We start from the raw sequence: 15,687 nt of genomic DNA on the forward strand, positions 1-15,687 counted from the left end.
GAACACCGGTGGCGTCGGAGATCTCACACATCGAGCCCTACCCGTGCTCGATGGAGCGGCTGTACGCGACGCTCACCGACGAGCGCTACTGGCGCGACCGCGTCGCGACGATGGCCGGGGGCGGCGGTGAGCTGATCAGCTGCGCCGCCGACAAGTCGGGATTCCGCGCCGTCGTACGCCAACCGATCCCCGCCACGTCGATACCCGCCGCCCTCACACGTTTCGTGCCGTCGAGGGTGAACGTGGAGTACACCGAGTCATGGCTGCCCCGCGAGACCGCCCGCGCCGCAGGCACCTTCGTGTCGACGGTGATCTCCATGCCCGCGAGCATCGACGCCCGTGTCGAGCTGCGGGCCGTGGGCCCCGACCGGTGCGACATGCACTTCGAGGGCACGGTCACGGCGTCGGTGCCCGTCGTCGGGGCGATGGTCGAGAAGATGATGATGGCGCAGACGGCCGAGGGTTTCCGGATCGAGCGGGAGTTCACCCTCGACTGGCTGGCACGCCCACGCGTCTGACCGCGCCGAGGATGGCCTCGGCGATCCGACGCTGACCCTCCCCGGTGCACAGGTCGTCGGCCACACCGGCGGTCACCCTGGTGTTCGTCGCCACCGCCGCCGCGGTGGCGTTGCGGCCCCGCCCTTTCCACGGCAGACGTGCGCCGGCCCGGAAGTCGAGCAGGCCGTCGGGCCCGTCCGGCGCGGACGGTCGGCCGCGCTGCGGGCCGGTGAGTTCCACGACGACGGTCGACGGATCCGGCTGTACGGCGGCCACCGCGTCGACGGCACGGGCGTGACCGCGGCGGGTGCCGCGACGACCGCTGCTCAGTCCGTGTCCCGGAGTGTCGACGACGACGACGGTGAGTCCGTCGCTGGCAAGGCGTGCGGCGAGCGGGGTCACATAGCGGGCGTGGTTGCGCCCGGCCACACCGAGCACGACCGTCGGGCCGCCGTCACCCGGGTGCAGCTGCGCGTGCACGCCGCCGACGGGGGTGTCGAAGGTGATGTGACGAGTTCGCGCGAGAGCGTCGTCGACGTCGCCGATGAGTTCCCCGATCGCCGGGTCGGTCTCGACCCATCGGCGCAATCGGCGTGTCGCCGGTTCGAGGGCGACCTCGGCCACCCGCGCCGACGGAAGGACCTCGGCCCCGCCGAACAGGGGCCGGCCGCGGAGCAGGACCATGGCGGCCGCGACGTCGTTCGACGACGCCGACGGTTCCCAGCCGGTGGTGCGGCAGAACAGATCCGGGTCGAGTGCGGCCTCACCCGAGGAGATCCAGTGCGACGAGAACGGCACCACCCGCAGGCGGTAGCCGATGTCGGCGAGGAGGCGCAGGAGCCGTAGGGGCGCGGCCGTGACCGCCTGGCCCTGCATGCGCGCCAGGATCTGCACCGGGGTGTGATCGCGGGGCGCGATGTTGAACGGGCCACTGAGGTCGGACGCGGCGGCCAGGGTGAACGCGCGGGCCATGTCGTGCTGGGTCATGAACTGGTAGTGCGACGTCGACGGGTCGGGGAAGGCGATGGCCATGCCGGTCAACATGTCGATGCCGTCGTTGGCGACGTCGGCGCCGACCACGAACGTGGGCCGCAGCATCGCGATGGTCATCTCACCCGGGTGGCGCCGGAGCCACCACTCGACGAAGTGCTCGACCTCGGCCTTGTCGAAGAAGTAGTAGCGGCTCGGGTCCGAGGTGGGGAATTCGTCCTCGGTCACCGGCACGGGCAGATCGGTGGCTCCGTAGGCGCTCGCGCTCGACGCGATCACCATGTGCCGCACCCCCGCCCGGTGCGCGCACTCGATGGTGTTGCGCGAACCTCCGAGGTTCACATCGCTGGAGTCGGACTTGTCGCGCTGCTCCTCGACGACGAACGCGAGGTGGATGACGACGTCGCAGCCGGCGAACACGCGCTCGAGCTCCGGGGAGCGGATGTCGGTGCGAACGTTGTCGAGCTTGCTGTGATGCACCCGCGGCTCACGCCGACCCAGGCCGATCACACGGTCGATCGTGGGGTCGGCCAACAGGACCGGGAGGATCGCGGTACCGAAATCGCTGGTCGCGCCGGTGACGGCGACGGTCGTCATCGTTGTCCCTGAGGGGTCGGCCGCTCCTCGCTCGCGACCCCCTCGCTCACGGTGTCCTGTTCTACGAGAACTTGTTTCACGACTCCTTCCTTCGCCAGCGTCTCGACCTGATCACCGACGATGCCCGACGTGCGGTACCGCCGCGGCAGACCGATCGCGACGACGACTGCGCACACGAACACCGCCCCCGCCGCGAGGTACGACGCGTGCGCCGAGCCGGTGAGCGCGGCCTGTTTCATCTGGTCGATGAGGGCGTTGCGCGCGGGGTCGAAGAAGGCGGGGATGTCGCGTTCCCGGATCTGCAGGACGCTCAGCACACTGGACCGCGCGTACTCCTTCTCGGTGTCGTTCATCAGCCCGGCGGGGATGCCGTCGACGATCGTCCGGACGTGGGTCAGGTAGTACGAGCTCGCGATCGAGCCGATCACCGCGACACCGAGCGTGCCGCCGATCTCCCGGGTGGTGTCGTTGACCGCCGAGCCCGCGCCGGCCTCGTCGAGCGGCACCGACGACATGATCGACTCGGTCGCCGGTCCCTGGATGATCGCGATGCCGATCGCGAGCAGGATCATCGCCGGCAGGACGAGGGTCAGGTAGGAGCTGTCGAGTTCCACCTGCCCGCCCACGATGAGCCCTGCGCCGATGAGCACCAACCCGAGCACCAACGGCGGCATGGTGCCGACCTTCTGGGCGATCACGGTGGCCGTCGGTGCCGACACGGCCAGCGCCGCCGCGAACGGCAGCGTCGCGATGCCGAAGGCCAGCGGCGTGTACTCGCGGACCCCCTGGAAGTACTGGGTGATGAGGAAGAGGAAGCCGAAGAGACTGAAGTAGCCGACCGCGATGGCCAAGGCGGGCAACGCGAACGGCCGGATGCGGAACAGTCGCATGTCGAGGACCGGTGAATCGGTGGTCAGCTCGCGTCGGATGAACGCGACGATGAGGACCACCGACAGCGCGAAACCGATGAGCGTGGTCGCCGACAGCCAGCCGTAGCGCGGGGCCTCGATGATGGCGAACACACCGATCGAGATGCCCGCGATCGACAGCACGACGCCCGGCCAGTCGAGCCGACCGACGCTCGCCGCCTTCGAGTTCGGCACCAGCCGCCACGCGAGGAACAGCGCGACGGCGGCGACGGGCACGTTCAGCCAGAACACCGAGTGCCACGAGAAGTGCGTGAGCAGATAGCCGCCGGAGATCGGCCCGATCGCCACGGCGACACCGGCGATCGACGACCAGATACCGATGGCGAGCGACTTCTCCTTGGGGTCGGGGAAGATGTTCGTGATGATCGCCAGCGTCGCCGGCAGCACCGCGGCGGCGAAGAACCCCATCAGCGCCCGCGACACCAGCACCCACGCCATGTCGTCGGCGACCGCGCCGATGATCGACGAGAGCCCGAGGCCCGCGAGCCCGCCGGCGAGCATCAGCTTGCGGCCGTACCGGTCGCCGAGGTTGCCGAAGGCCAGCAGGAAGCCCGAGAACGTCAGCGTGTAGGCGTCGACGACCCACTGCAGGCCGGTGATCGACGTCTCGAGTTCGATGCCGATCTGCGGCAGCGCGACGTTGATGATCGTCATGTCGAGCACGATGAGGAGCTCGCACACGCAGATCACTGCGAACGCGGAGAGCTGACGTGTGCGGGACAAGGGACTCCTCGGGCGTCGGTGCCCCCGCAGGGGCGGCGCCCGCAGACTAACCTCGCGCGATACCGCCGGGTACGGCGTTTCTCAACATCTGTCGAGAGTGTCAGTGTCACCCGTCGGCCCTGTGACACCGCCCAACCGATGCGTCCGCGCTGGTCCTAGACCGGCATCAACAGCATCTTGCGCGGTGTGCGCGACATCTGCTTGTCCCGCAACTGCGCCAAAGCCTTGCGCAGCTGCAGGCGCGTCTGCGACGGCTCGATGACCGCGTCGACGTAGCCGCGTTCGGCGGCGAGGTACGGCGTGGCCATCATCGTGTTGTAGAAGTTGATGAAGTCGGTGCGGATCTTGTCGGCCTCGTGCGGGGTCGCGTTCTCGGTCTGCCGACGGGTGAGGATGGCCGCGGCCGATTCGGCACCCATCACGGCGATCTTGGCCGTGGGCCACGCGAAGTTGATGTCGGCGCCGAGCTGCTTGCAGCCCATCACCGCGTACGCGCCGCCGTAGGCCTTGCGGACCACCACCGTCACCTTCGGCACGTCGGCCTCGACGTAGGCGAAGAGGAACTTTCCCGAGCGGCGGATGGTGCCCTTGGCCTCCTCGACGACGCCGGGGAGGATGCCCGGGGTGTCGACGACGAACACGAGCGGGATGTTGAAGGCGTTGCAGATGCGGACGAACCGCGTCGCCTTCTCCGAGCTGTCGGTGTCGAGCACGCCGGCCATCACGCTGGGCTGGTTGGCCACGACGCCGACACTGTGTCCGTCGACGCGCGCGTATCCGGTGATGATGTTGGGCGCGAAGATCTCCGACACCTCGTGGAACGCGCCGTCGTCGAAGATGCGGACGAGGATGTCGCGCATGTCGTAGCCGGCGTTGTCGTTGTCGGGCAGGAAGTCATCGAGACCCAGATCGCTCTCGGTGATCTCGGGCTCGAGTCCCGGATTGATCACCGGCGGGCGCTCGTGACACGTCGAGGGCATGTAGTCGAGGTACTCGCGCACCCATGCGAAGGCGTCGGCCTCGGTGTCGGCGATGTGGTGGATGTTGCCCCAGCGCGCCTGATTGTGGGCGCCACCGAGATCCTCGGCGTCGATCTCCTCGCCGGTGGTCTGCTTGATCACGTCGGGGCCGGTGACGAACATGTAGCTCGAGTCCTTCACCGCCACGAGGATGTCGGTGTTCGCGGGGGTGTAGACCGCGCCACCGGCGCACTTGCCGAGGATCACCGAAACCTGCGGCGCGAGACCCGAGAGCAGGTCGTTGCGTCGACCCATCTCGGCGTACCAGGCCAGCGACGTGACCGCGTCCTGGATGCGGGCGCCGGCCGAGTCGTTGATGCCGACCATGGGGCAGCCGATCTTGCCGGCCCACTCCATCAGCATCGACACCTTGCGGCCGAACACCTCGCCGACGGTTCCGCCGAACACGGTCTGGTCGTGGCTGAACGCCGCGACCGGACGCCCGTTGACGAGACCGTGTCCGGTGACCACGCCGTCGCCGTAGCCGCTCGAGTCGGTGCCGGGCAGCTTGGCCAGCTGACCGAACTCGACGAAGGTGCCCGGATCGAAGAGCATCGCCAGACGCTCACGCGGAGAACAGATCCCCTTCGCGGCGCGCTTGGCGATGGCCTTCTCGCCACCCGGTTCCTTCGCGAGTTCCAGTCGTGCGCGGAGGTCGGCCAGCTTGGCTGCGGTGGTGTCCACTAGTTGGTGCCTCCTGAGGCGCTCGCTGCGGCCGAGGGCCGCGTGATGTCGGCCAGCCGGGTGGTGAGGTCGGCTCCGATCCGCCCGATGTAGGGCTCGTCGATGAGCGCGAGGTGATCGCCACCGATGTGCACGATCTCCAGATCGTCGACGACCTCACCCCAGCGACCGTCCTCGGGGATGTCACCCCAGCGGGGCTCGAGTTCGACTGCGCCGTCCTGCATCTTGTCGGCGCGGTAGAGGACCACCTTGCCGTCGTACCGGGTCGGCTCGATCGTCGACAGCGCACGGTTGTCGAGGAACGAGGTGCGCTGGTGCTCGATGATGCCGCCGGGGATCTTGGCGTTGCTCATCGACAGCAGCTCCATGATGATGCGGAACTGACCCTCGTCGTCGGCCGCGACGAGACGGTCCATCGGCACCGGCACGTCGTCCACACCGTAGGTGCGCTTGGCGAACGTCATGTACCGCTCGAGGCGGGCGCGCTTCTCGTCGGTGGTCTCCTCGGGAGAACCGTTGGGCCGCACCGCATCGAGCAGTGCCACCATCGCGACGTCCTCACCCTGCTCGCGCAGCACCTGCGCACATCCGTAGGCGAGTGCGCCGCCGAGCGACCAGCCCGCCAGCACGTACGGCCCCGTCGGGACCACCTCGCGCAGCTTCGGGATGTACTGCAGCACACGTTCTTCGATGCTGCCCTCGACCCGGTCGAAGCCGATCACCGGCAGATCGGCGGGCAACTTCTTGATGAGCGCCTCGTACGCCATCGACGACCCACCCGCGGGGTGGAACAGCAACAGCGGTGGGCGGGTCGGGTTCTCGACTGTGCGCAGGTACCGCACGAAGCCGTCGACCTGTCCGCCCTCGAGCTGGTCACGCACATAGGTCGAGAGGTCCTCGATGGTCTGCGCGTCGAGCACGTCCTCGATGTCGATCTCGCCGCCGGCCCGCTCGGACAACCGTGCCGTCAACTTCTCGGCGGTCTCCTCGTCGAGCACGGGCAGCGGGTTGAAGATGCCGCCGGCCGACGTGCCGGTGACCATGGCCCACACACCGAAGGTGAGGCGCTCGGCCGCATCACGCGGGGGCACGTCGGCACCCGCGGCCGCGGCCACCGCGGCCTGACTGATGAGGTCACCCGCCTGTGCGGCAGGACGCGCGGGTTCGCTCGGCGCGGGCTCGGTCGGCGCGGGGTCCGGCTCCGCCGCAGGGGCGGTCGGCTCGGCGGCAGGTGCCGCCGCGGCAGCCGGTGTGGACGTCGAGTCGATCAGCTCGGCGATGGCCGCGGTGTCGATCTCGCCGCCGCCCTCGGCGTCGGCGGCGAGGGCCGCCACCTCGTCGCGGTGTTCCACGGCGTAACTGACGAACTTCACGACGTCACGCAGATCGGCCTCGCGCATCGCCTGCAGCTGCATCTGCGGGATGTCGAACTCGTACTCGACACGGTTCTTGATCCGCATCGCCATCAGCGAGTCGAGACCCAGCTCGATCAGAGGGATCTCCCGCGGCAGGTCCTCCGCTTCGTAGCCCATCGACTCGGCGATGATCGACGCCACACGGTCGTCGACGCTCTGTCCGCTCTCGGGATCCCATCGCGCACCGGCGTCCTCGACGATCTCGGGCTCGACGGTCACGCGCTCGTCGACGAAGCCCGACGCGCGGGCCGCCTCGGCGGGGGTGGGGGTCGTGATGGGTTCGCCGGCGACGGCGGTGCCGCCCAGTGCGGCGCCCGCGGTGACCACGGCGTCGGCCAGCAGTGTGAAGGCGCCGCCGGCGTCCTTGCCGTGCACCTGCAGCGAACCGCCGCCGGGGTGCGGGGTGAACGTGGTGGTGACGGTTCCGGCCGTGGGCATCTCGCCGCGGGTCTCGACCGCGCCGACGCGGACGTCGGTGAGGACCTGGGTCGCGGCGGCCGCGACGAGCTCCCGCGGATCGGTGACGACCGAGGCGGCCACCTCCCACGCGTGACGACCGTCGGGCAGCGCGACATGCGAGCCGGGGACGCGGTTGGCGCCCGCGCCGCCGTTGATGACCGCACGCATCCAGAAGTCCTTGCGCTCGAAGCGCGTCCGCGGGATGTCGGCGAACTCGCCGGCACCGAACAGCGACGCCACGTCGACGCGGTGGCCGTGGACGTACAGCTTCATCAGGGCGGTGACCCAGCCGAGGTTCTCGTCCTCCTTGCGCCGCAAGGTCTCGATGAGCTCGGCGTCGTGCAGACCGGCACCGAAGGTCACCGCGGCGACCGAGATCAGCACCGCCGGGTTCGGCGACAACTCGATGAAGGTGCGGTGCCCGTTCTCGACGGACTTCGCGATGGCCTGCGAGAACCACACCGAGTGCCGCAGGCCCTTGGTGAAGTAGTCGATGGTGTGGACCGGCTCGTGGCCCGGACGGTAGAACGTCTCGCGGTCGATCGAGCTGTAGAAGCCGACGGTGGGGCGCAGCGGCTCGATCCCGGTGAGCTCGTAGGCGAGTTCGCCGAGCAGCGGGTCCATCTGCGCGGTGTGGCTCGCGCCCTTGGTCTGCAGCTTGCGACCGAGCTTCCCCTCGGACTCCGCGCGCGCGACGATCGCGTCGACCTCGGCCTCGGGCCCACCGATCACGGTGTGGGTCGGGGCGGCGTACACGCAGATCTCGAGACCCGGGTAGTCGGCCAGGACACCGGTGATGTCGTCGGCGCTGTACTCCACCAGCGCCATGAGGCGGATGTCGTCGCCCTCGAGGCTGGCCTCGCCCTCGCCCATGAGACGCGAGCGCTGGCAGATGACCCGGGTGGCGTCCTCGAGCGACAACCCGCCGCTGAGGTACGCCGCCGATGCCTCACCCATCGAATGGGGCACCAGCACACCGGGTTGCGCGCCGTGATGGCGCAGGAGCTCGAACAGTCCGACCTGGATCGTGAAGATGCCGACCTGCGCGGTCTCGATGCCGTAGGTCTGCTCGTCGTCGGTGAACATCTCCGCGATGGAGTAGCCGAGCTCGTGCTGGACGAAGCCGTCGACCTCGTCGACCGCGGCGGCGAACACCGGGTTGTCCAGATAGAGCTGCTTGGCCATCTTGCGGTGCTGTGAGCCGAAGCCCGACAGCAGCCACACCGCCGACGCGGGGTCGGGGGTGTCGCAGCTGAACACCAGCGGGCTGTTCTTGCCCTCGGCGACCGCGCGCACACCGGCGACGGCGTCGTCGTGGCTGTGGGCCATGATCACCGCGCGGCTGCGGCCGTGGTTGCGGTGGGCCAGCGATCGACCGATGTCGGCCAGCGGGGTGGCACGGCCCTCGTCGGACTCGAGCCACTCCAGCAGGTCGGTCGCGGTCTTGCGACGACGCGAGGGCAGGAAGCCCGAGATCACCAGGGGCACCACGGATCCGGCCACGGCGCTCGGCGCGTACCCGGCCAGCGGATCGACCGTCGGGGCGACCTCCTCCACCGGCGCGGTGGCGGTCGTGGCGAACATCCCGCGCGCGGCCTTCTCGGCGTCGGTCAGGTAATCGTCGTCGTCATCGTCGTACGGGTCGAGGTCACCGCGGTCGGCCGAGGAGTGCGACAGGTCGGCCCGATCGAGATCGCCGGCCCCGGACGTCGCGGGCACCGGTGCCGCCACCGGCTCGACGAGGTCGGTGGGCAGCACCTCGCGCACCACCACGTGCGCGTTGGTCCCACCGAAACCGTTGCCCGACACACCCGCCACGGCGTGACCGGCGTAGCGCGGCCAGTCGGTGGGCTCGGTGATGACCCGCAGGCGGGTCGCCTCGAACTGGATGTAGGGGTTGGGGCCGGAGTAGTTCAGCGACGGCGGCAACTTGTCGTTCTGCAGCGCGAGCACCAGCTTGATGAGCCCGGCCGCACCCGCACCGGACTCGAGGTGGCCGAAGTTCGTCTTCGCCGAGCCGAGCAGGGTCGGCTTGTCGATGTCGCGACCGCGCCCGAGGACGCGGCCGAGTGCGTCGGCCTCGATCGGGTCGCCGAGGATGGTGCCGGTGCCGTGGGCCTCGATGTAGTCGACCGAGCGCGGGTCGATCGCGGCGTCGCGGTAGGCGGTCCGCAGCATCGCGACCTGCGCCTCGGGGTTCGGCGCGGGCAGACCGTTGGACCGGCCGTCGGAGTTGACCGCCGAGCCGGCGATGATCGCGAGCATGGTGTCGCCGTCGCGGCGCGCGTCGGCGACGCGCTTGAGGATCATCAACCCGCCGCCCTCACCGCGGATCATGCCGTCGGCGTCGGCCGAGAACGCCTTGATACGACCGTCTTTCGCCTGCACACCGACGCGGTCGAAACCGAGGGTGGCCGCGGGCGAGATCAACATGTTGACGCCACCGGCGACACACACGTCGGTCTCCCCCGACCGGAGGCTGCGCACCGCCTGGTGCACCGCGACCAACGACGACGAACACGCCGTGTCGAGGGCGACCGACGGGCCGTGGAAGTCGTAGAAGTACGAGACGCGGTTGGCGACGATGGCCGTCGACGTACCGGTCAGCGCATACGCCGCGGTGTCACCCATTGCCTCGGGATCGGCGACCGCGAGCATCTGGTAGTCGTTCGTGGAGCTGCCGATGTAGACACCGACCTGCCCACCCTTGAGGTCGCTCGGCGGGATGTGCGCGTGCTCGAGCGCCTCCCACGTGAGCTCGAGCGCGAGCCGCTGCTGCGGGTCGACCATCTCGACCTCACGCGGCGACATCTGGAAGAAGTCGGCGTCGAAGCCCTTCACGTCGTCGAGGTAGCCACCGCGGATGTTGCTCTCGGCGAGCACCTTGGCCAGGCGCGGCTCGGCCTTGAACTCCGTCCAGCGGTCCTCGGGGAGGTCCCCGGTGCCCGAGCGGCCGTTGATCAGCAGATCCCACGTCGACTCCGGGGTGTGGCCGGCGCCGGGGAAACGGGTCGCGACACCCACGATCGCGATGTCGTCGTCGGCGGGACGATCGCGGTGGTAGAACGCCGCGTCCTCGTCGACCTCGAGACCCTCGTCGGGATCGCCCTCGATGATGCGCTTGGCCAGCGACGCGATCGTCGGGTGCTGGTAGGCGACGGTCGCGGTGAGCAGGACCCCGGTCTTGTCCTCGATGTCGGCAGCCATGGCCACCGCGTCGCGCGAGGCGAGACCGAACTCCTCCATCGGGCGGTCGTCGGAGATCTGATCGGCGGGCATGCCGGTGGCGGTGGAGACCCAGTCCCGCAACCAGTCGCGCAGTTCGGCGACCGTCAGATCGCCGGCCGTCTCGCCGTCGTTGCTGGTCGCCGGGTCAGCGTCGGGTGCTGTGGGGACGTGGGTGTCGCTATTCAGTTCAGACATCGAGATCCAGTCTATGGAGTGGCGTCAGGAGCGTCGGGGAAGGCCGTCTGGGTGTGGCCACCGCGCAGCGTTCCGTCGATGTAGGCGTTCTTGCACGCCGTGTGGGCGATCTTGCCACTGGAGGTACGGGGGATCGATCCCGCGGGCACCATCAGCACGTCACGCGCCATCACACCGTGCCGCTGGGCGATGGCGGCGCGCACGATGTCGGCGACCTCCTGCGGGTCGGCGCGCTTGCCGGTGTTGCGCTCAGCGACGATGACGAGCTGCTCGGAGGCGTCGTCGGCGTCGAACTTCAGACCGCTCGCCGACGATGCGAACACCTCGGCGGGTAGCTGGTTGGCCGGCACGGCGAACGCGGCCACGAACCCGGGGCGCAGCGCGGTGCTCGCCTCCTGAGCGCTGAACTCGAGGTCCTGCGGGTAGTGGTTGCGGCCGTCGACGATGACGAGGTCCTTCACGCGACCGGTCACGTACAGCTCGTTCTCGAACCAGACGCCGTAGTCACCGGTGCGCAACCAGCGGTCGTTGTCGGGGGCACCCTCGGAGTGGCTGCCCGTCTCCAGCGGATGGATCAGGCTGTTGCGGAACGTGTTCTTGGTCTCGGCCTCGTTGCCCCAGTACCCGTGGCCGAGGTTGATGCCGTTGAGCCAGATCTCCCCCACGTGGCCGTCGGGTCGCTCGGTGGCGGTCTCGGAATCGACGATCGCGGCCCACTGGCTCACCGCCACCTGCCCGCAGGAGACCTGCGCGACGGCACCCGGCGTGGTCTCGTCGACGAGCTCGAACCGACCCTGGTTGAGGGCTTCGCGGTCGACGTAGATGACCTTGGCCTCGGTGTCGCGCGTGGAGGTGGAGACGAACAACGTCGCCTCGGCCATGCCGTAGGAGGGCTTGATCGCGGTCTTCGACAGTCCGTAGGGCTCGAAGGCCTCGGTGAACTTCTTCATCGAGCTGACCGTGACGGGCTCGCTGCCGTTGATCAGGCCGATGACGTTGCTGAGGTCGAGGGTCTCGCCTTCTCTCGGCAGACCTCGGGCCGCGGCGTGCTCGTAGGCGAAGTTCGGTGCGGCCGCGAAGGTGCCGGCTCCGTCACTCAGCGCGGCGAGCTCGTTGATCCACCGACCGGGCCGCCGGACGAACGCCGCCGGGCTCATGATGGTGATGTACTTGCCGCCCAGCGCCGGGATGATGATGGTCAGCAGGCCCATGTCGTGGAACATCGGCAGCCAGGTCACGCCACGCGAGTCGTCGGTGAGGTGCATCGCCTCGATCATCTGCAGCGCGTTCGCCGAGACCGACTCGTAGGTGATCTCGACACCGGCCGGGGTGCGGGTGGATCCCGAGGTGTACTGCAGGTACGCGATGTCGTGCAGGTGGGGCAGAGGTTTGCGCCACGTCTCGCCGACCGAGTCGGGGACGGCGTCGACCGCGATCACACGCGGTCGTTCCTTGGCCGGCAGGTGCTTGAAGAAGTCGCGGACCGCCTCGGCCGATTTCGACGCGGTGAGGATCGCACTCGGGGTGCAGTCACCGAGGACCGCGTGCAGTCGGTCGGTGTGACCCGGCTCGTCCGGGGAGAACAGCGGCACCGCGATGTTGCCCGCGTACAGCGAGCCGAAGAACCCGATGACGTACTCGAGTGACTGCGGCGCCAGGATGGCGACGCGATCGCCCGGCTTGGTCACCTGCTGCAGGCGCGCGGCGATGGCGCGCAGGCGCTTGCCGAACTGTGCCCACGTCAGCTCGATGGCCTCGCCATCGCGCTCACGGCTGTAGTCCATGAACCGGTAGGCCAGGGTGTCGGCCTTCTCACGGACGTTGCGCTCCACGTAGTCGACCAGGGTGTCGTCGTCGCTGAAGTGGATGTTGCCGGTCTCATCGAGGAAATCGTCGAACGCGTTCTTCATGTGGACTCCTGTTGACATCGTCTACCCCGATCGTCGGTCGCCGTCGTCGCTACAGCCGGTCCACGTCGTGGCTCGGCGGCGCCGGGAATCGTCGGGCAGTCGTCGATGACCTGGCCTCGGATCCGTCCCCCAGCGTTTCCTTCGAGTGAACGCACCACTGTGTGACCGGCACCCTCGGCTCCCCACGGCCGACGCTGTCGATGGCACGTCAAACTCCGAGTATGTTAGCCGTTGCGAACGGTCTGTCGGGTTCACCCCTGCAAACTGTGGTCGCACATCACCCCACAGGGCGGCCATCATGTCCCCCTCAACAGTGGGATCACCGGTGCGAAGGCATCCATCTGTGTCGGGAACACCCCCACGTACGACATCGTCGTGCGCTCACGCACGGTGCGGATCTGCTCGGCGATCTCCTCGAACGACCCACACATGATGTACGGCGAGGCCAGGATGTCGTCGACCGTGAGGTCGGCGTCCTTCGCGAGGTTGGGCGGGAAGCCGCTGTCGATGGCGCCGAGGATCATCTCGGCGGTCGACGCGCGATCGTCGGTGATGAGGATGGTGGCGATCGTCCAGTTCAGCTCGATGTCGTCGAATCGGCTGCCGGCCGCGCGGCGGATCCGGTCGACGCGCTCGATGGTCTTCTCGATCGTCATGTCCGACAGCTTGAGCAGTCCGTCGGGGGTGCTGCCGGTGGCCACCGAGATGATGTCGGCGTGCTGTGCGGCGAGTTCGAGCATGCGCGGGCCGCCCGCACCGACCATGATCGGCGGACGCGGGCCCTGACGCGGTCGCGGCGCCCCGACGACACCCTTGACCTGGTAGTAGTCGCCCGAGAAGGTGCACTCCTGACCGCGCAGGAGCACGTCGAGGATCTGCAACGCCTCGTCGAGCTGGCGGAGACGCTCACCCGGGGTGCCGAACGGGATACCCGCGGACTCGAAGTCCTCGCGCAGCCACGACGCCCCGATGCCGAGTTCGAGGCGGCCCTTCGACAGCACGTCGATGGTGGTGGCCTCCTTGGCCAGGACCACGGGGTGTCGCATGCCGGCGGCCAGCGTCGTCGTCGCCAACCGGATGGTGCTGGTCGCCTGGCTCAACGCACCGAGCGCGGCCAGCGGCCCGACCTGGTTCTCGAGGTGGTCGGGGATGGCGAAGGTGTCGAACCCGTACTCCTCGGCCCGCTGGGCGAGGGCCACGAACTTGCGGGCGCCGCCCTCGTCGCGGTTGCCCTCACCTCCGGCCGCGAATCGGAACGGGCGCAACGCCGGGGTGGTGGCGGCTGCGTCGGTCGTCATCGGCACTCCTCATGTCTTGCGATCGGCGGTGTCGCCGATCAGCAGGGCGAATCGGTCGGGTGAACGCCGGACACGATACGTGGGCAGCGCTGCGGTACCCAACTCCTGCCCGCGTGCGCGCACCGGGTCAGGTGTGCGGTGGGCGGGGGGCGTCGGAGATCAGCGACCGGGCCCACCCGAACATCCACCGGGTGGCCGAGGCGCCGTCGTCGTTCCAGTACCGCGTGGTGGCGTAGAGCGCGTGGACCGGGTTGTTGATGGCGCCGGCGAGCTTCCCGAGTGCGTCGATCGGGTTGAGGATGGTCGGCGAATCGCACACGAGGTCGCCCTCGGCGCAGATCGAATACGTGCGGTCCTTGAGGTCGCCGAACGCGCCGGGACGGCCGCCGGTCATCGCGATGCCGGGGACGATCCCGCCGAACCCGCCGAGCGCCACCTCGGCGCCGACGCCCTTCGGGTCGGGGCCCGGCGTCTTCGCCTCGCCGGGCTGGCGCCGACCGTCGGCGATGAGGCCCACGCCGAGCACGAGGTCCTGCGCCACCGGTCCGCGTCCGTTGCCGATGTCGGAGGCGATGTCGCCGACGATGACCGCGCCCTGCGAGAAGCCCATCAGGACATAGCTCGTCAGCGGGCACCGCTGGTTGACCTCGGTGATCTTGCCCTTGGCGCGGGCCGTGCCCTGCGCACGCGAGGTGTTGTAGTCGGTGGTGCGATCGGCCGGGTTCGTCGGGTTACGGAACTGTGCGACATAGGGAACCGTGTAGACGTCGGCCCGCGAGCCCGGGAAGGCCTCGCCGAGGGGCCGCGACACCTTCAGCATCAACGACGCCGGGTTCGCCGACGGCGCGTACGGGTCGTCGTTCGCCGAGGACTCCCAGGTACCGGGCACGACGATCACCTGCACGTCGGGGCAGTCGGCCGACTGCGCGCTCGGACGCTGCGCGCTGCTCGACGGTCCCGGACCGGGCCCGGGTCCCGGTGGCGACGGACGCAGCAGCGAGACGATGAGGGCGACCACCAGGATGATCGCGATGATCGCGAGCACCACGACGCCGAGGATCACGCCGATGACGATCCGGCGCCGGCGACGACGCGGATCGGTGGTACGGGGCCGGGGAGGCATGGCGGGCTACTTGCAGTAGGTCGACGTGGCGGCGGCGATCACCTTGTCGGCCTTGGCCGAGGCCGCCGCGGCGTCGGTGGTGCCCGACGCGACGAACGCGGTGACGTAGGTCTTGATCTGCAGGGCGTCGGTGTTGGAGGCCTTGCTCGAGCACACGTACTCCGCGGTCGCGAACGCCACGGCGTTGTCGGGGTCGTTCGGGAACTCGACGCCGGTGCGCTTGAGTTCGGCGAGGTAGGCCGCGCCCTTGCTGCCCTGCGGAGCCGGTGACGCGCCACCGGGGAAGCCCGCCGGCGCCGAGGTCTGGGTGCCGGGAGCGGTTGCGGCCGAACCGGATTCGGGAGCGCTGCTCGCCGCGGTGGACGACGGTGCACCCGAGGAGGTGGCCGACGACGACGGCGCCGAACTCGTCGCGACGACCGAACTCGACACGCTGTCGGGGGCACTGACGGTGGAGTCGCCGCTGCCACATCCGGCGACGCCCACGGTCACCGCGGCCCCGGCGGTCGCCACGAGCACCCGCATCCACTGCTTGTTCATCTCACGTCCTCGCTGATCTGGTCCGTTCTCGTCGGCGAACGCGTGTGCGCGCCCGACGGCCTGCGCCAGGCTACCCATC

Annotated in this window: 9 protein-coding genes; 1 reads left to right on the top strand and 8 read right to left on the bottom strand. The window is 69.3% G+C overall.

Annotated features, from left to right (window positions below; all coding sequences use genetic code 11):
* The first annotated feature begins 8 nt into the window (after positions 1-8).
* Positions 9-518, top strand: a complete 510-nt coding sequence (locus ASG12_RS00650; protein ID WP_055784127.1) for a DUF2505 domain-containing protein — start codon at positions 9-11, stop codon at positions 516-518.
* Here the strand turns inward: ASG12_RS00650 and ASG12_RS00655 are convergent.
* The 8 genes from ASG12_RS00655 to ASG12_RS00690 all read right to left on the bottom strand — a co-directional run bounded on the left by ASG12_RS00655 (position 484) and on the right by ASG12_RS00690 (position 15,686).
* Complete coding sequence (locus tag ASG12_RS00655) at positions 484-2,085, bottom strand: NAD-dependent epimerase/dehydratase family protein (protein ID WP_055784130.1); 1,602 nt, start codon at positions 2,083-2,085, stop codon at positions 484-486. The two genes, ASG12_RS00650 and ASG12_RS00655, sit on opposite strands and share 35 nt — an antisense overlap.
* Complete coding sequence (locus tag ASG12_RS00660) at positions 2,082-3,737, bottom strand: MFS transporter (protein ID WP_082501520.1); 1,656 nt, start codon at positions 3,735-3,737, stop codon at positions 2,082-2,084. The genes ASG12_RS00655 and ASG12_RS00660 overlap by 4 nt, the downstream gene beginning before the upstream one ends.
* A gap of 155 nt (positions 3,738-3,892) precedes the next feature.
* Positions 3,893-5,440, bottom strand: a complete 1,548-nt coding sequence (locus ASG12_RS00665; RefSeq protein ID WP_055784131.1) for an acyl-CoA carboxylase subunit beta — start codon at positions 5,438-5,440, stop codon at positions 3,893-3,895.
* Complete coding sequence (gene pks13, locus ASG12_RS00670) at positions 5,440-10,737, bottom strand: polyketide synthase Pks13 (protein WP_055784133.1); 5,298 nt, start codon at positions 10,735-10,737, stop codon at positions 5,440-5,442. The genes ASG12_RS00665 and pks13 overlap by 1 nt, the downstream gene beginning before the upstream one ends.
* Before the next feature lie 11 nt (positions 10,738-10,748).
* Positions 10,749-12,647, bottom strand: a complete 1,899-nt coding sequence (fadD32, locus tag ASG12_RS00675; RefSeq protein WP_055784135.1) for a long-chain-fatty-acid--AMP ligase FadD32 — start codon at positions 12,645-12,647, stop codon at positions 10,749-10,751.
* 296 nt (positions 12,648-12,943) lie between these two features.
* The gene (locus ASG12_RS00680) at positions 12,944-13,945 is read right to left on the bottom strand and encodes an LLM class F420-dependent oxidoreductase (RefSeq protein ID WP_055784137.1); all 1,002 of its coding nucleotides are present in this window, start codon (positions 13,943-13,945) and stop codon (positions 12,944-12,946) included.
* Positions 13,946-14,072: 127 nt separating this feature from the next.
* Positions 14,073-15,068, bottom strand: coding sequence for a cutinase family protein (locus tag ASG12_RS00685; protein ID WP_055784139.1), 996 nt, complete (start codon positions 15,066-15,068; stop codon positions 14,073-14,075).
* A 6-nt stretch (positions 15,069-15,074) separates the two neighbouring features.
* Complete coding sequence (locus ASG12_RS00690) at positions 15,075-15,686, bottom strand: DUF732 domain-containing protein (protein ID WP_055784141.1); 612 nt, start codon at positions 15,684-15,686, stop codon at positions 15,075-15,077.
* Between the last annotated feature and the right edge of the window lies 1 nt (position 15,687).

The organism is Williamsia sp. Leaf354 (genome assembly GCF_001424365.1).
Lineage (GTDB): Bacteria > Actinomycetota > Actinomycetes > Mycobacteriales > Mycobacteriaceae > Williamsia_A.

Excerpts from the sequence above, each read along its gene's own strand:
- ASG12_RS00685 (WP_055784139.1), bottom strand. The coding sequence starts at position 15,068 with ATGCCTCCCCGGCCCCGTACCACCGATCCGCGTCGTCGCCGGCGCCGG.
- pks13 (WP_055784133.1), bottom strand. The coding sequence starts at position 10,737 with ATGTCTGAACTGAATAGCGACACCCACGTCCCCACAGCACCCGACGCT.
- ASG12_RS00655 (WP_055784130.1), bottom strand. The coding sequence starts at position 2,085 with ATGACGACCGTCGCCGTCACCGGCGCGACCAGCGATTTCGGTACCGCG.
- fadD32 (WP_055784135.1), bottom strand. The coding sequence starts at position 12,647 with ATGAAGAACGCGTTCGACGATTTCCTCGATGAGACCGGCAACATCCAC.
- ASG12_RS00690 (WP_055784141.1), bottom strand. The coding sequence starts at position 15,686 with ATGGGTAGCCTGGCGCAGGCCGTCGGGCGCGCACACGCGTTCGCCGAC.
- ASG12_RS00680 (WP_055784137.1), bottom strand. The coding sequence starts at position 13,945 with ATGACGACCGACGCAGCCGCCACCACCCCGGCGTTGCGCCCGTTCCGA.